Annotated in this window: 13 protein-coding genes; 6 read left to right on the forward strand and 7 right to left on the reverse strand. The window is 63.1% G+C overall.

Features of this window, described 5'->3' with window-relative positions; all coding sequences use genetic code 11:
- The 3 genes from IDH44_RS12125 to IDH44_RS27380 form a co-directional block, all read left to right on the forward strand.
- Nucleotides 1-875: hypothetical protein (locus IDH44_RS12125; protein WP_190917999.1), on the forward strand; the 875-nt coding region annotated here is incomplete at its 5' end.
- 98 nt (nt 876-973) lie between these two features.
- On the forward strand, nt 974-1897 hold the full coding sequence (locus IDH44_RS12130) for a hypothetical protein (RefSeq protein WP_190918001.1): 924 nt from the start codon (nt 974-976) through the stop codon (nt 1895-1897).
- Nucleotides 1898-1983: 86 nt separating this feature from the next.
- Nucleotides 1984-2610 (forward strand): copper amine oxidase N-terminal domain-containing protein, encoded by a 627-nt coding sequence (locus tag IDH44_RS27380; RefSeq protein WP_190918003.1) that lies wholly within the window; start codon nt 1984-1986, stop codon nt 2608-2610.
- Nucleotides 2611-2689: 79 nt separating this feature from the next.
- Here IDH44_RS27380 and IDH44_RS12140 read toward each other — a convergent pair whose 3' ends face one another.
- Complete coding sequence (locus IDH44_RS12140) at nt 2690-3775, reverse strand: Gfo/Idh/MocA family protein (RefSeq protein WP_190918006.1); 1086 nt, start codon at nt 3773-3775, stop codon at nt 2690-2692.
- A 265-nt stretch (nt 3776-4040) separates the two neighbouring features.
- Here IDH44_RS12140 and IDH44_RS12145 point away from each other — a divergent pair, with 265 nt between their 5' ends.
- Complete coding sequence (locus IDH44_RS12145; RefSeq protein ID WP_317890167.1) at nt 4041-4919, forward strand: VOC family protein; 879 nt, start codon at nt 4041-4043, stop codon at nt 4917-4919.
- Between the two features lie 1033 nt (nt 4920-5952).
- Here IDH44_RS12145 and IDH44_RS12150 read toward each other — a convergent pair.
- Nucleotides 5953-7392 (reverse strand): sulfatase family protein, encoded by a 1440-nt coding sequence (locus IDH44_RS12150; RefSeq protein ID WP_190918008.1) that lies wholly within the window; start codon nt 7390-7392, stop codon nt 5953-5955.
- Nucleotides 7389-8486: a zinc-dependent alcohol dehydrogenase gene (locus IDH44_RS12155; RefSeq protein ID WP_190918010.1), complete on the reverse strand. Its 1098-nt coding sequence runs from the start codon at nt 8484-8486 to the stop codon at nt 7389-7391. Before IDH44_RS12155 ends, IDH44_RS12150 begins: the two co-directional genes overlap by 4 nt.
- A 185-nt stretch (nt 8487-8671) precedes the next feature.
- Here IDH44_RS12155 and IDH44_RS12160 point away from each other — a divergent pair, with 185 nt between their 5' ends.
- Nucleotides 8672-9265, forward strand: a complete 594-nt coding sequence (locus tag IDH44_RS12160) for an AAA family ATPase (protein WP_190918012.1) — start codon at nt 8672-8674, stop codon at nt 9263-9265.
- Between the two features lie 96 nt (nt 9266-9361).
- Nucleotides 9362-9724 (forward strand): DUF423 domain-containing protein, encoded by a 363-nt coding sequence (locus IDH44_RS12165; RefSeq protein WP_190918014.1) that lies wholly within the window; start codon nt 9362-9364, stop codon nt 9722-9724.
- A gap of 441 nt (nt 9725-10165) precedes the next feature.
- Here the strand turns inward: IDH44_RS12165 and IDH44_RS12170 are convergent, their stop codons facing one another.
- The 4 genes from IDH44_RS12170 to IDH44_RS27175 all read right to left on the reverse strand — a co-directional run bounded on the left by IDH44_RS12170 (nt 10166) and on the right by IDH44_RS27175 (nt 16009).
- Nucleotides 10166-11701 carry an extracellular solute-binding protein gene (locus IDH44_RS12170; protein WP_190918015.1) on the reverse strand — a complete coding sequence of 512 codons (1536 nt, stop codon included), beginning with the start codon at nt 11699-11701 and terminating at the stop codon, nt 10166-10168.
- 118 nt (nt 11702-11819) lie between these two features.
- Nucleotides 11820-12695: a carbohydrate ABC transporter permease gene (locus IDH44_RS12175; RefSeq protein WP_317890168.1), complete on the reverse strand. Its 876-nt coding sequence runs from the start codon at nt 12693-12695 to the stop codon at nt 11820-11822.
- Between the two features lie 13 nt (nt 12696-12708).
- On the reverse strand, nt 12709-13647 hold the full coding sequence (locus tag IDH44_RS12180) for an ABC transporter permease (protein WP_190918017.1): 939 nt from the start codon (nt 13645-13647) through the stop codon (nt 12709-12711).
- Between the two features lie 160 nt (nt 13648-13807).
- On the reverse strand, nt 13808-16009 hold the full coding sequence (locus IDH44_RS27175) for a helix-turn-helix domain-containing protein (RefSeq protein ID WP_190918018.1): 2202 nt from the start codon (nt 16007-16009) through the stop codon (nt 13808-13810).
- Between the last annotated feature and the right edge of the window lie 97 nt (nt 16010-16106).

The following is a 16106-nucleotide window of genomic DNA, read 5'->3' on the forward strand; positions in this document are numbered from 1 at the left end:
TGGTGGAGCGCGGCGCGATGCTCGGCTGGGAGCTCACGCGGGCGCGCCGCATGTTCGTCGACCTGCCCGCGCTGGCGAGCGGCGAGACCGCGCGCGCAGCCGCCCAAGCGCTGCTGCGCGCGCTGGAGCCGCTGCGCGGCGCCGAGGCCGGCACAATCGATCCGGCCGCAGCCGCGCTCGGGCTAGATCGCTGGATGGAGGAGGCTGGCGTGGACGTCTATTTCAAGAGCTGGCCGGTCGCGCTGCGCACCGCGCCGGATCCGGCTGCGAACGGGCTGCGCACCTGCGGACTCAATGCAGCGGCCAAGTCCGGGCGCTTCGCACTGGCCGCTCCAGTCGTCGTCGACACGGATGCAGCCGCGCGGATCTCGCGGCAGTGGCTGACCGCCGCGACGCAGCCGGCAGGCGAGGAGCGAGCGGTGCATGTCATGCTATGGAGCGGGACGACGCTGGATGCGCCGACAACTGTCCGGCTGGAGCTGGGCGAGCTGAGCTGCGAGGTGCGGCTGCGGCCGACCACTTGGCCGGGGGAGGCGCATGCGGATGTAGAGCTTCGCGCGCAGGACGACGGTTCAGGCCGCGCCTGCACCGACGAGGCGGCGTTTGCGCCGCATGCGTTTGCCATCGCGGAGGCGCTGCGGCAGGCATGTCCGCCGCTGGCGGACGGCTTCGTGTCGCATCTCGGCGACGCGAGCTGGGGCGCGCCGCCGTTTGCGCTCGACCCGGTTGGAAGCGACTTGCCGCCAGGCTTCGTGCCAGCCGGGCCGTGGCTCGCGGGCGCCGGCATCCCGTATGACGACGACCATGCGGCGATTGGCGAGCTGCTGGCAGCGGGCGAGCGCGCCGCGCGCCGGGCCCTTGCTTTTGCCCCATGATTGGCCCTATCCCTGGACGGCCCGCGTTTTGGCGGCGGGTATTTGTTCTTTCCCTATGCGTTTCGCACGGACAAGATGCGGACGTCCTGACTCTGGTCATGCATCTGCGTTCGGATCACGATCTGGCGACGCGCGAGGGGGACCGGGTGTATCACGAGCTCAACACAGACTCGGCCGCGAGCGCTTACCCGATCCAGCGGCTGGGCAGGGAACGCACTGCCGGCAATGTGATCATCGACCAGGCCTACACGGAGCCGCGGATCGGCTGGTCGGCAGCCGCCCAGGCCCCGGATTATGCCTATGGCAGTCTGGTCGTGCTGTACCCGGAGGTGCGGAATTCGACGTTCTTCCAGCCCTGGTACAGCCAGCACGGGACGTATGAGGACGTATGGTTCCCGGTCAGTCAGGAGAACGGACGCTGGAACAAGACGGCGGCCCTGCAGCAGCTCCGGTTTTTCCCGCAAGGGGACAACAACGGCACAGGCGAGAATTACCTGGCCGGCTCGCGCATCGGCCTGTATCTGAACAATGCGCTTGGCGTGCGCGAGGTGATCGGTCCGGAAGGCGCGTCCTCGGTCACGCTGCAGGTGCCGGCCGGCGCGGCCGGTCTGCGTGTGCTCGTCACGGCTCGCACGAATGCCGATCGGCTTGAGGATGAGCTGCTGGTGGAGGCCAATGGCGATGCGGATGACAGTCATTATGCCGTCAGACGCGCCACGGCGCTCGATTCCACGCACGAGACGAGCGCGACCGCCGGCCGGGCATTCGGCTTGCTGCCGGGGGGCCACGGCTCCGCAATCGGTGTATGGGTGCGGCGCATTGGCCCTGCCGCAGCATGCCGCGACGGATCGGCACAAGCACATCCTGTCCGCTGTCGGCGCTTCCGGCGGCCGGATCGCAATCTGCGGCGGGGAGTGGCAGAGTACCGCAGCCGTGACACAGCTCACCTTCAAGCCCAAGTACGGCACGCGCTTCGAGCCGGGCACGGCGTTCGAATTGCTTATCGCCCGCGTGCCTGTTGATCAAGAGGATTAAAATAAGTGGTCACGCCTGACTACTTCTACTATAATAGAGATGTTTATTTATTCCTTTATAGTGGAGGTCAGGAATGATTGTGAAGAATTTACTCCCCCTTATTGTGCTAGTTGTATGTGTGCTCAGTGTAGCAAGTGTGCCGGCGGAGGCCCATCCAGGGAGGACCGATTCCAAGGGCGGGCATACATGCAGGACCAATTGTGAGAAGTGGGGGTTGGAGTACGGAGAATATCATTATCATAACAAAAACAAACAGTCGAGCTCTTCAAGCGGCGCCGCGGCCTCCAGTGGCTCAAGCTCGTCAGGAAAATCCCTATCGTCCAGCAAGCCCAAAGCGCCGGAATATACTTCTTCCGATTTAAAGGTGTATTTGGATGGTGAACGGTTGTCTCTCACGAATGGGCCTGTGCTGAAGAACGGCAGTAATTTAATTCCGTTGCGTGAGCTGGCGGAGGCGCTGGATGCCAAGGTCACCTGGTATCAAAAAACGAGCACGATCAAGGTGGAACGGGAGGAGCGGCGTGTCACGCTGACGATGTCGAGCACCACCGTCTTCTACAATGGCGAGTCCGAGACCGCGAGTGCCGCGCCGGTCATGCTTCACAATGTGACGTATATTCCCGCACAGGTCATGTTGCGCGGATTGGGTATTGCGATGACGTATGATGCAACGGCCAATGCCCTATACCTCACCACTTGATGCAGAGCACTAGAAGCCCCGCCCCTGTTACCGCAGGAGCGGGGCTTCTTCGTACTACTGCGCGCTATTAATTTAGAAACTATTCGTTCAGATAGACCGCTTGGCCCGTGCGTGCCGATTCGTAGAGCGCCTCGAGAATTTGCGAGACGACGTAGGCTTGCTTCGGCGTGACGACCGGATCGGTGTTTTGCTCGATCGCTTGATACCACAGGCGCATTTCCACGTCAGGCGCATTCTCGGAGTTGCCCTCATAGAAAGCGACGCCGCCGCCTTTGAGATCGACGTCAGTCGTGTACAAACGGCTGTGCTGCTCGCCGTTGATGCGCAGGCCGCCTTTCATGTCAGCGCCGGCTTCGGTGCCGCTCAGCGAGCATTTAGCTTCATCGATGTCCAGCGAGTTGAGCGCCCAGCTCGACTCGAGCATGATCGTTGCGCCGTTCTCCATGACGATCATGCCGAAGGCCGAGTCCTCGACGGTGAATTTCGCCGGGTCCCACGGGCCCCATGCGTTGGCCGCGTTTTCTTTTTTGGACAGCTCGTGATAAGCGGTGCCCAGCACCACCTTCGGCTTGTAGTTGTCCATCATCCACAGCGTCAGGTCGAGGGCGTGGGTGCCGATGTCGATCAGCGGGCCTCCGCCTTGCTTCTCGCCGTCCAGGAAGACGCCCCAGGTCGGTACGGCGCGGCGCCGGATCGCGTGCGCTTTGGCGTAATAGATGTGGCCCAGATCGCCGTCCTCGCACACTTTTTTCAGGTGCTGGCTGTCCGGACGGAAGCGGTTGTTGTAGCCGATCGTCAGCTTTTTGCCGGTGCGCTCGGCCGTTTCCATCATGCGCTTTGCGTCGGCGGCCGTTTTGGCCATCGGCTTCTCGCACATGACGTGCTTGTCCGATTCCAGCGCTGCGATTGCGATCTCCGCATGGGAGTCGTTCGGCGTGCAGACATGAATGACCTCGATCGAGCCGTCCTTGAGCAGCTCGCGATAATCGGTATACACCGTTGCGCCTTCGGCGCCGTATTCGGACGCGGCCTTTTGGGCGCGTTCTTCGATGATGTCGCAGAATGCCACGAGTTGGACATTCGCCAGTTTTTTCAGGCTGGGCAGATGCTTGCCGTTGGCAATGCCGCCACAGCCGATAATGCCGACACGATGAGTTTGCGTCATTTGATTTTTGCCTCCCGATTCCATTTTCATACTACCTCTTCAAATGTACCATAAGCGCTTGCAGGAAAGCACTCTAAAATGGTGAATTCCGACTGCGATTTTGCGACATGTGTCCAATTTGACTTAATAATATTAAGTAACTTGACAATTATATGTTTTCGTATATGATGAAGAGACCAAGATCCATGCATCCGGATCGATCATAAAATGACTACGATTACCGGTTGTAGTGACTAAGATTACGTGTTGTCAAGGAGGAATCGCAATGAGCTATCGGATGACATCCGAACTGAAGCTGGGCGAAGTAAAGCTGCGTGTGCGCGACCTGAAGCGTTCGCTGGCGTTCTATGAACAGGTGCTGGGCATGCAATGCGCCGCCCGCACGGCGACGACCGCCGAGCTGACGGCCGCCGGGCGCGGTGCGATGCTGGTCGTGCTGGAGGAAGTGCCCGGCGCAGTAGAGACCGATCCGCGCAGCGTCAGCGGGCTCTATCATTATGCGCTGCTCGTGCCGAGCCGACGCGATCTCGGATTGGTGCTGCGACAGCTGCTGGATCACGGCGTCCACGTCGGGCAGGGCGACCACCACGTCAGCGAGGCGCTCTATCTATCCGATCCCGACAACAACGGCATCGAAATCTATCGCGACCGGCCGCGCGAGGAGTGGACGTATGCGCCGGACGGCAGCATTCGCATGACGACCGATCCGCTCGACATCCCGGGCATTCTCGGGGCTGCGGAGGGCGAGGCTTGGCGGGGCATGCCTGCAGGTACCCGGATGGGGCATGTGCACTTTCACGTGCGCGGTCTGGCCGAGGCCAAGCGCTTCTACACCGAGACGCTCGGCTTCGACACGATGGTCGATTATGCGGCGCAGATGGGCGCGGTCTTCGTATCAGCGGGCGGCTATCACCATCATATCGGGCTCAATATCTGGGCCGGAGCGGGAGCTCCGCCCGCATCGAGTCAGGCGACCGGGCTCGCCTATTATACGATGCGGCTGCCGGGGGCCGAGCTCGAGCGGCTGCGCGCCCACCTGGAGCGCAGCGGCGTGACGCTGCGGCAGCAGGACGGCGCCTGGCTGGCGGCTGATCCGTCCGGCATCGTCATGCGCTTGCTCCAGGCCGAGCCCGTTCCGATCTGACGCCGCCGCCGCGGACCGGACGCTTGCCCGGCTTCCCTGAGCGCATGGGCCTGACTGGACCGGTCGGCTTGTCCGGACCGTTCCCTTTTTTACGAACGCATGCGCATCGAGCGATTGAATCGCCCGCTGCGCATGCGTTTTTGGCTTTTATGCTACGTCGTCCGGCAAGGCTGGCCTGCAAAAGTACAGTTGATTGAGCAGTATGTAGGCTGCAGATTAAGATGAAATGTAAAAGTACAGTTATTTTATGGCCTAGTGAGGCATTTCGGCCCGAGAGGCTTAGTTTAACTGTATTTTTGCAGTTCAAAGGCGAAAAAGCGGGCTTTCACGAATTTTAAACTGCACTTTTGCAGTTGAGCCTGGTTGCCGGCACGGAAGAGAGGGAGCGAGGGGACGCGATGGACTAAGGATCCTTCACGAAATAACCAAAGACAGCTCATCCATCAGGCGGGAAAACGGACTCACCTCAGCCAACGGTTGCCAGCGCGCTTATTTCGATCAATTTCAGGCGATTTCCAGGCTAGCGGTTGCCACAGCGCTTATTTGGCCTCAATCGCGTTTTTTCAATGGATTTCAAGAAAATAAGACCTGTGGCAACCGTTACAATTCAATCGGCGCTTTTTTGGGCGTAATAGCCGCTGTGGCAACCGTTAGGTTCGTTGGCGGATGGTGAAGGGATAATGACGGTTTCAATCGCACCGGGTTATTCTGTAATGGACACTTAGCGCCGATGTACCCGCTCAGCGGTAATGAATTCGCTCCAGACCGTCGAGGCCAAAAAGCCAGTCGCATCCCAATCCGGGAACCGACTGGCTTTTTGGCCTTGACTAAACGAAACGACTCACGCCGTCCTTCGGCGACGAGGCGAGTGCCACACGCAGTAGCGTTACTTTCTCACTCTATTGCCTTTCGGCCTCCAGCTTTCCGGTGTCGTAGCGTTACTTTTTCGCTCTATTGCAATCTCGCCTGCAATCTCGCCGTTCCACGCCGCCTGGTCCAGTCCGCGCCGTCCATGTCGGCCCGCCATGAGGGTTCACGCGCCATAGCGCTGGACGAAGGTCTCGTACGCCGCTTCCGGGAGGTGCAGCAGATCGCCCGTAGCGGCCATGTGTTCGCGCAGCTCGGCCAGCATGAGCTCGATGATCGGCCCTTTGTCCGGTTCGAGGCTGAGGTTGGTCATCTCCTGCGGGTCGCCGCCGGACGCATCGTAGAGCTCGATGTAGAGCTCGTCCTTGAACAGGTCGACGATCAGCTTGTAGCGCTCGTCCAGGATGCAGCGTTGAAAATTGCCGCGCGCGCCGTTGCCGTCGTACTGGATGAAAATATCGCGCGCCTCGGCCGGCTCGCCGCGCAGCAGCGGCATCAGCGAATGGCCGTCGAGACCTGCGGGAGCCGGGACCCCGGCGTAATCGCAGATCGTCGGCAGCACGTCGATCGCGCTTGCCGGCTGCGCGACCCGCCGCGGCGCAAGGCCCGCAGAAGCGGGGAATTTGAACCACAGCGGCGTCCGCACCGATTCCTCGTACATGCACATCTTCTGCCAAAGGCCGTGCGAGCCGAGCATCTCGCCATGATCGCTGGTGAAGACGATCAGCGTCTCGTCGTAGATGCCCTGGCGCTTCAGCTCCTCGATAATCATGCCGACGCAGTCGTCGAGCAGCGAGACGAGGCCGAGATAGACGGGCCAGATGCGTGCCCAGTCCTCGCGCGTATAGCGGCTGCCGACGAAGCCGGGCAAGTTGTACAGCTGCAGCGGCGACTGCCCCTCGGCCCACACGCCGACGTTGTCTGGCAGCCGCGCCTCGCGCACGCGCGAGTACCACGGCTCGGGCACCTCGAGCGGCGGATGCGGCGCGACGAACATGGCATTGAGCAGCAGCGGCTTGCTCGTATCGCGGTCGCGCAGCGCCTCAATAGTCCGATTGGCGATGTAGCCGTCGAAGAAATGCGCGAAGCCCTCTTCGTATATCCCGGTCATCGGGATCGAATAGCGCATGGCGCGCGTCCGGGTGCCGCGTGCCATCTCCGGCACGATACCTTGGAAGGCAGGTCCGCCGGGCTTGCGCTTGCCGTGCTCGCGCAGATGCCGATCGTAGTTGCCTGCGAGCGACAGCCAGTGGGTACGCGCATCGTCCCGCTTGTCCGGACGATCCTCGAGCAGCAGGTGCTGCTTGCCGGTGTGCCAGCTGTCCCAGTCCCCCTCTAGCAGACTGTACAGGCTGGGCGTGCCCGCCCGTACGTGCCCGTGGCGCTGCTCACTCGGTTCCCATGGGTTGATCAGGCAGCCGGTGGCGCTCGGGTAGCGGCCCGTGAAGAATGCGCCGCGCGCCGGCAAGCACAGCGGCGAGGCGCAGTACGCCCGATCCAGCGTGACGCTCTGTGCGGCGAGCGCAGACAGGTGCGGCGTATGCGCGCCGAGCGCGTCGTAGCGCAATTGATCGGCCATGATGACGACGATATGCGGCTTGCTCATACGTCCCCTCCGTCGCGCGTCTGTTCGTTCGCCGGGTTGGTTACCACGCCGCTCGCCTCGTGGTCTGTCTCCTCGCAGTCCACCATGACGTGGATCGTGCCGCCGTCATGGGCGTTGCGCAGCTCGAAGGCGCGTTTGACCTCGCGCAGTGGCACGATATGGGTGATCATTTCCTTCGTATTGACGAGGCCGTCCATGACCAGGCGCAGCCCTTCCTCGAAGAAGCGCCGGTTGTCGATATCGCGCTTGGGCTCGGTGGAGAGAATGTCGAGCCGTTTTTTGTGCACCTTGAAAAAGTCGACCGGCTCGTTGCAGGTGCCGATGCAGCCGTACATGACGATCCGGCCGTTCTGGGCGGCGGCGTCAATCGCGTCGACCATGCCCGCGCCCTCCAGCAGGCAGGGGATGACGACGTCGAACCCGTCCGGGAAGTCGGCGCCGACCGTGTCCATCGTACGGGCGCCGGCGTGCGGCAGCCTGTAGGTGTGCGTCGCCCCGTACTTGCGGGCCAGCGCCAGCTTCTCGTCATAGAGATCGGTCACGACGAGCCGGCGCGGACTGAACAGTCGGATCACCTGCGTCATGACCAGTCCGCTGACGCCCTGGCCGGTGATCAGCACGTCCTTGTGCGGGGCGAGCTCGGCCAGCTCCGCCGCATGCAGGATGCCCGGCAGCACCTCGATCAGCGAGCCCTCGATGAGCGGCAGCGATTTTGGCAGCGTTTTCAGCGAGAAGGGCGCGCAGCAGACGTATTCGGCGAAGGCGCCCCATACGTAACGCAACGCGACTTGATCGCCCGCGCGGATGCCGATGACGCCCTCGCCGACCTTGTCCACGATGCCCGCCACCTCGTGGCCCAGACGCGTCGGATAGCTGATGAATTCGGGCGAGCGCGCCCCGCGGTACACCTCGACGTCGCTGCCGCAGATGCCGACCCACTTGATCCGCACGCGCACCTCGCCTTCGCGCGGCTCGGGGATGCGAGCCCGCGCCAGCTCGATCCGGCCCACGGCCGGCAGCACGGCGCAGAGCTGCGTATCGGGTCCGTCCTCGTCCACGAGCTCCATCGGCGGGACAGTCATTTTGGTTACCATGCGTATCACTCCATTTGTCGGGATATGACTCCAGTGTAGGCCAAGTCGGCTGCGCCCACAATGCCCGATCGTCAGCAATCTCTGTCCGATACTCAGATGCCGCGGTGCGGAAGACGCCTGCGGGAGAGGACAGGCGCGCTGTCGATGAGGTATAATGCATACGAGCAATCGGAAGGAGGGAGCGCGTGGGAACACTCTTATTTGTGCTCGGACCGGCCGGCGCAGGCAAAACAACGATTGCCGCCGCACTCGCTCAGCGCCGCAAGATGGCGGTGCTGGATATGGATACGCTGTTGCGGCCGGCGGCGGAGGCGATCATGCGCGCGGCCGGGCTCGATCCCGAGGATCGCGATTCGGAGGCGTACAAGACACGCTGCCGGGACCTCGGCTATCGCATCACGATGGACGCGACGCTGGACAATCTGGCGCTCGGGCTCGACGCCTGCGTCATCGGCCCCTTCACGCAGGAGACATCGGATGCGGACTGGCTGGAGCGCGAGCTCGCGCCGCTCGGCGCCGCGCGCGGGCAGGTGCAGGTGCGGGTGCTGATGGTGCATCTGAGCGATCTGGACGCCTACCGGTCCCGGATCGAGGCGCGCGCCTCGCGCCTGGACCGCTGGAAGCTGGAGCATTGGGAGACGTTCAGCCGCTCGCTTGCCCGCCGCGAGGTGCGGTGGCCGCTGGCGCCGGGCGACGTGCTGCACTACGACAACGCGCGCCCGCTCACTGCGGACAGGGTGGCGGAGCTGGAGCGATTCCTCGGCGGAGCGTCGCAATGAACACGGTTGTTTCATTAAAGGTCGGCTGTCCCATAAGCGTCGGCTGTCCCCTAAACGTCGGTTGTCCCATTCCCAGTTAGGAGGGTTACTCGTATCATGCAGACCTTATTGCTGCTCGGCAGCATCAACATGGCACTGGCCGTGATCCTCGGCGCTTTTGGCGCGCATGCGCTCAAGAAGAGACTAACGCCGGAGCAGCTCGCCATCTACCAGACCGGCGTCCAGTACCACATCGCCCATGCGCTTGGCCTGCTGCTGCTCGGCGCGATCGCCGGCGGACCGGTCACGGTCCAAGGGGCCATGACGTCCGGCTGGCTGCTGCTGGCCGGGATCGTGCTGTTCAGCGGCAGCCTGTACGCGCTCAGCCTGAGCGGCGTGCGCAAGCTCGGCGCGATCACGCCGCTGGGCGGGCTGGCGTTCATCGCCGGCTGGCTCGCGCTCGTCTGGGCGCTGGTCTGAGCCGGGGCGGATATAAGCGTAAAAAGTGAGCTTGCACGGCGAAATCTGCTCGGAATGCTGAAATAAGCGTAAAAAGTGAGCTTGCACGGCGGAATCTGCTTGGGATGCTGAAATAAGCGTAAAAAGTGAGCTTGCACGGCGGAATCTGCTCGGAATGCTGAAATAAGCGTAAAAAGTGAGCTTGCACGGCGAAATCTGCTTGGGATACTGAAATAAGCGTAAAAAGTGAGCTTGCACGGCGAAATCTGCTTGGGATACTGAAATAAGCGTAAAAAGTGAGCTTGCACGGCGGAATCTGCTCGGAATGCTGAAATAAGCGTAAAAAGTGAGGCTGCACGGCGGAATCCCCGTGTTTGGTTTGACAAGATGAAGAAGGGGCGTCCCGAGGTCATTTATGACTTTTGGGAAAGCCCCTTCTAGCGAATCGGGCTCTTGCTCGCGCTAGCGGCTGAGCGCTTCTTGCTCGGCCGCGTAGATGGCGGTCGCCTGCTCGATCCAGTCGTCGCCGCCTTCGGCGAGATACTTGGCCTTGAAGTCTGCGTACAGGGCGTCCAGATCGCCGGTCGAGGTGATGGCGAGCGTGCGGAATTCCTTCTCCATATCGGCCAGTATCGTGCCGCGCTCCTGCTGCACCGCAGGCAGGCCGAACAGATACGCGTCCTCGATCGTCTCCTCCATCGCCATCTGCCGCGCGCCGCGCGTGAGGTCGTTGAACAACTGGTCGCGCAGGCCGCCGATGCGGTAGACGATCGTCGAATACATATAGCCGCCCGCGTCCCGCAGCTGCACGGCATCGTCGTACGGCGGGATCCATTCGAATGCGCCGTCCGCGTTCCAGCGGTGATGGACGTCCTCCAGCCCGGCCCAGGTGAGCGTATAGCCTTCGTCGCTGATGAGGTAGTCGAGCAATTGCATGGCCGCCTCGGGATGCTTTGCCTTGCTGGAGATGACGGTGAAGCTGCTGCTGTCCTCCAGCACCGGCCGCAGATGGCCGCCCTGGCCGTCCGGTCCCTTGATGACCGTATAGACGAATTCCGGCTTCGGCTCCTCGACGTAGCGGCTCAGCCAGTTCTGCGTCGTCCCGTCGGCCGCGAAGTTGTAGGCGCCGACCGTACCGTTCCACAGCTTCTCGAACGATTGCAGCGTCGGCACGGTGGCGAATTCCGGATCGATCAAGCCTTCGTGATACAGGCCGTTCATATACTTGACGGCGTCGAGATAGCCCGGCGCGAGCATCCAGGGGATAAGCTGGCCGTCGATCTCTACCTGGCGGCCCTGGGGCACGCCGAATGCGGCGAACAGATGCTCCCAGGTCTGATTCACCTCGATCGCCACGCCGAGTCCGATCGTGTCGTTGACGCCGTTGCCGTTGGGGTCGTCGCGGACGAAGGCGCGCAGTACGTCGGTATAGGCGTCCAGTGTGGTCGGCACCTCGAGGCCGAGCTTGTCGAGCCAATCCTTGCGCAGCGCCAGCGCATTGCCGGCGAACCAGCCGTCCGGCAGGCCGTAGGTCTTGCCGTCGATATAGGCGGGGCCCTTGAGATAGTCGCCCTTGTTCTCCAGGGTGTTTGGGCCATGGGAGGCGAGCAGGTCGTCGAGCGGCAGGATGACGCCGTTGTCGACCAGCTCCGGCAGCTTTGCCTTCGACACCTTGAAGATATCCGGCGTTTTGCCGCTGACGATCATCGTGTTGAGCCGGTTCTCGTAGTCCTCGCCGACGACCGATTCGACCTGCGCATCGACGCCGGATTGCTTGCGGATCTCTTGGATGACCGGATTGTCCTCGGGAAAATTGGTGGCGCGCGACATCAGCACCGTCACGGTCTGCATGTCGCCGCCGTCTGCGCCGCTCGCCGAATTGCCGGCTACCGGTGCGGGGCCGGAATTGCCGCCGCTGCAGGCGGACAAGCTCAGTGCGGCGAGCAGGATCGCTATGCCGCCGAACGCTGTTTTCGGTCGTTTATTCAGATTCACCATCGATAGACCTCCTCGTATGTCCTTCGTGTGTCCTTCATATGTCCTTCGTATGAATCGAGTCTTCGCTAAAAGTTGAGCCTGCGGGATGCGTCGATCGTGTGGCCGATCAGCGCATCAATCAGCCCTTCACCGAGCCGATCATGACGCCCTTGACGTAATACTTCTGCAGGAACGGGTAGATCATCAGCATCGGCAGCATCGAGGCGACGATCGTCGCCATCTTGACCGATTCCTCCGAGACATTGGCCATCGCCGCCGTATCCTCAAAGCCGCGCGCCGATTCCATCGCGCTGAAGTTGAGCATGCTGCGCAGGAACACCGGCAGCACCTCGCGCTCCTGCGAATGGATATAGAGCACCGCATCGAAGTACGAGTTCCAGTGGTGCACGCCGTAGAACAGCGCGATCGCCGCCAGCACCGGCAGCGAGACCGGCAGGATGATCGAGACGAGCGTGCGCATCGGCGTGGCGCCGTCGATGTTCGCCGACTCCTCGAGCTCGGGCGGCACGCTCTGGAAGTAATTTTTCATGATGAAGAAATTCCAGGCGCTGATCGCCTGCGGCACGATGAGCGCCCACAGCGAGTCGACGAGCCCGAGGCTGTTCACGAGCAGATACGTCGGGATCATGCCGCCGCCGAACAGCATCGTGAAGAAGATCAGCAGCGTCAGCGGCGTGCGCCAGAGGAAGCGGCGAATCGAGAGCGGGTACGCGAGCATCGCCGTCATGAAGACGTTGACGAACGTGCCGACCAGCAGGCGAAACAGCGAGTTGCCGTAGGCGTTCCAGATGCCCGAATTGCGGAACATCATGCCGTAGGAATCGAGCGATAGGCCCTTGGGCAGCAGGAACAGGCCGCCGCCCATCGCCTGGCGCGGATCGCTCAGCGAGTACATCAGCACATGCCAGAACGGATACAGCGTGACGACGGTGAGCAGCAGGAGCAGCAGCGTGAGGGCCCACTGGCCGGGCGTGCTTTTGCGGAGCAGGGTCACTTGCGGGCACCTCCTAGATGAGACCGCTGTCGCGGTCGATTTTTTTGGCGACGGCGTTCGTCAGCAGCACGAGCGCGAGACCGACGGTTGACTTGAACAAGCCCGAGGCGGTGGCGAGGTCGTACTTCGCTTCCTCGAAGGCGAGCTTGTAGAGGTACGTATCGAGAATTTCGGATACCTCGTACACGACCGGATTGTAGAGCGCATAGACCTGCTCGAGTCCGGCGTTGAGGAAGCTGCCGACATGGAAGATGAGCAGGATGACGATCGTCGTGCGCAGGCCGGGCAATGTCACATGCCAGAGCTGCCGCCATTTGCGGGCGCCGTCGACCGTCGCCGCCTCGTACAGATGCGGATCGATCGTGGCGATCGTCGCCAGATAGAGCACCGTGCCGAAGCCGGCCTCCTTCCAGATCGAGGAGACGATCAGCAGGCCGCGGAAGGTCTCGCGGTCACCCATGATGTTCATGACAGCGCCTTCATGACCGAACAGCGCGGCGATGTCGCGGACGATGCCCGTGGAGGGCGACAGGATGGCATACAGGATGCCGCCGATGACGACCCAGGACACGAAGTGGGGCAGATAGACGCTCGTTTGTACGAATTTTTTGAACAGCGTATGCCGCACTTCGTTGATCAGCAGCGCCAGGATGATCGGCGCGGGGAAGACGAATACGAGCTGATACAGGCTGATCACGATCGTGTTGCGCAGCGCCCGGCGAAAGCCGGACATGCCGAACAGCGTCTGAAAGTTGTCCCAGCCGGCCCAATCGCTGGCGAAGATGCCCTGGTACAGATTGTAATGCTTGAAGGCGATGACGATGCCGTACATCGGGCCGTATTGAAAGACCAGAAAAAACAGGATGCCCGGCAAGGCCATCAGATACAGCCATTTGTCCTTGCGCAGGGTGCGGATAATCGCGCCGCGCCGGGGACGTATGCTAGATTCCATGGCGATGCTCCTTTCGAATGGCTCGCTCCTTCCGTGCTATCGTTGCGCGCGCTGCAACCGCATTCACTATAGCGCGGCCTGAACCAGCCGGGCAACCTGCATCTTTCCCCGCACCCTACAGGATTCGCAAGAACCGCGCCGGGCCTGGCACGACGGCGGCTCAAGCGCGCCGGTAGTCCGCCGGCGTCACCCCGACGCTGCGCTTGAAGGCGCGCGTGAACGACAGCGCATTGGGGTAGCCGACCTGGCCGGCGATGTGGCCGATCGGCTCTGCGGACTGCTCGAGCAGCCGCTTCGCCGCTTCGAGACGGCGCTGCATGACGTAGTCGAGGAAGCCGACGCCGAAGCGGGACTTGAACTGGCGGCTGAGCGCCTTGTCGCTGAAGCCGTAGGCGTCGCCGAGCGCGGCGAGCGACAGCTCGGGATCGGCGTAGTGGCGGTCGATGTGGGCGCGCACCTCGTCCAGCGCGGTCGAGTCGCCGGCAGGCAGTCGGCTCGCGACGAGCTGCTGCGCGGCCGCGATCAAGGCGGTGCGCAGCTCGCGGCACAGCGCCTCCAGCGTCCGCTCGCCATGCAGCAGCCGCTCCACAGACGGCGCGCAGCGCTCCCTCCACTCGCGCAGCAGCGGCTCGGGCAAGCGCTGCAGCTCCAGGCCGATATGATACAGCAGACCGCGTACCAGCAGCTCGATCTCCTCGGCCGGGATGAGCAGGCCGCGCAGCCGTGTCAGCCACTCCTCGCATTGCGGATTCCAGCCGGGCCCGGCCATGCGATAGGCGGCGGCCGCCTCCGGGGTGCGGACCAGCACCGCCAGCGCGGCGGTGTCGTCGGCCAGCGCGAGCTGCTCGCTGCCGAGCACGCCGCCGATGCCCAGCGCGCGCTTGTAGCGCAGCAGCCGTTGCGCCTGGCGATAGGCGGCGTCGAGGGCGCACGGATCGATCGCGGAGGGCGCGACCGCGATCGTGACGCTGAGCCTCAGATGGGCGCCGATCCATGCTGCGGCCCGGCGCAATGCGGCGGGATCCGATGAGCCGGGCCGGGCGCCTGCATCGCCGTGCAGCACGGCAATCCGGCTAGGCGATACCCATTCCATCCACGGCTCGCCGAGCGGGGTGCCGCGGGTCGTCTCGAGCACCACGTTGTAGATCGCGAACTTGAGCAGCGCCTGATCGCGCTTGCCGTACCGCGCGACGAAGCCGTCGTAGTCGTCGATCTCCGCGAGCGCCAGCACGCAGGCGCCGTCCGGCCAGCGCCAGCCATGCGCGCGCAGCTCGCGTCTCGCCTCCTCCGGGCTGCCGGCATAGTCGCCGGCCAGCAGCGCCTCGCATAGCGAGCGGCGGCGAATCGCGGCATGCTCGCGGTGCTGCTGCTCGTACGCGGTCGCCCGCTCGATCATGCGCTCGAGCTCCTGCTCGAGGAAGCCGAATTGCTCGCGCGGGGCATGCCCGCTGCCGCGCGCGCCGGTCATGCGCTCGAGCCGCGAGAGGATCGACTGAATCGGCTCGTAGTGCCGCTTGGTCGAGCGGATCATCCACAGTGCGCCGAGCGCGGTCAGCACGCAGCCCGCTGCCACATACAGCGCGGTCAAGGTGCCGAGCAGCTCGTGCAGGATGCCCTCGCGGTACCCGAGCTGCACCGTGTACCCGGTGTGTGCCGAGGCGAAGGCGGCGTCGGTGCCGATGCCTTCCGGGCCGGAGGCGAGCAGCGGCGAGCCGTCGCCGTCGCGGATCGTGACCCGCGTACTGGAGGGATCGGACAGCCGGCCGACCAGCTCCGTCAGCGCCGCTGTGCTGACATTGAGCACGACTGCGCCGCCGGATTGCTGCAGCATCGGCAGCTCGAGCGCGATGGAGACGACGGAGGCGGGGGATTGGCCTTCGAACTCGCGGTACGCGCGCGCGGCGCTCCATTGCTGTCCGGCTGCCGGTTCGCTGAGCACGGCCTGGAGGTAAGCTGCGTCGCCGAACCGCTCCAGCGTGGAGGCGACATTGCGCGTCTGGATCGTCCGGTCGGCCTGACGGTAGACGTAGATCGAATCGATCAGCGGATGGCGCTGGGCGAGCTCCCGCAGCATCACCGAGAGCTCGTAGGTGCTGTAATAGGAATTGTGGGTCGGATTGAGACGCGCGAGCAGGAGGAAGCGGGTCTTGTCGAGCAGCTCGTGACGGACGACGCGCTCGGCCGCCGCGAGCTCGCGGTCGAGGGCCGAGCTGATGAATGTCGCCATGATCAGGCTCTCGCGCTTCAGCGTTTCCCTGGAGAGATAGCCCGACCCGGTCAGGATGAGCACGAGCAGCAGGAAGAAGACCGCGAAAAAAGCGGGCAGGGAGGAAAGCAGCAGACGGTTGGAGTTGTGGCGCACAGGTTATACCTCCTTGATAGACGTCGCCTTGGATAGCGGCCGCCCAACGCGCAATGCCCCTTCATGCAGCGGCATGAAGGGGTGTGGAGCAGAAGGG

The organism is Paenibacillus sabuli (assembly GCF_014705605.1).
Lineage (GTDB): Bacteria > Bacillota > Bacilli > Paenibacillales > Paenibacillaceae > Paenibacillus_D > Paenibacillus_D sabuli.

Coding starts and splice junctions, on each gene's coding strand:
- IDH44_RS27380 (WP_190918003.1), top strand. CDS start 1,984: ATGATTGTGAAGAATTTACTCCCCCTTATTGTGCTAGTTGTATGTGTG.
- IDH44_RS12165 (WP_190918014.1), top strand. CDS start 9,362: ATGCAGACCTTATTGCTGCTCGGCAGCATCAACATGGCACTGGCCGTG.
- IDH44_RS12130 (WP_190918001.1), top strand. CDS start 974: ATGCATCTGCGTTCGGATCACGATCTGGCGACGCGCGAGGGGGACCGG.
- IDH44_RS12180 (WP_190918017.1), bottom strand. CDS start 13,647: ATGGAATCTAGCATACGTCCCCGGCGCGGCGCGATTATCCGCACCCTG.
- IDH44_RS12170 (WP_190918015.1), bottom strand. CDS start 11,701: ATGGTGAATCTGAATAAACGACCGAAAACAGCGTTCGGCGGCATAGCG.
- IDH44_RS12150 (WP_190918008.1), bottom strand. CDS start 7,392: ATGAGCAAGCCGCATATCGTCGTCATCATGGCCGATCAATTGCGCTAC.
- IDH44_RS12145 (WP_317890167.1), top strand. CDS start 4,041: ATGAGCTATCGGATGACATCCGAACTGAAGCTGGGCGAAGTAAAGCTG.
- IDH44_RS12140 (WP_190918006.1), bottom strand. CDS start 3,775: ATGACGCAAACTCATCGTGTCGGCATTATCGGCTGTGGCGGCATTGCC.
- IDH44_RS12155 (WP_190918010.1), bottom strand. CDS start 8,486: ATGGTAACCAAAATGACTGTCCCGCCGATGGAGCTCGTGGACGAGGAC.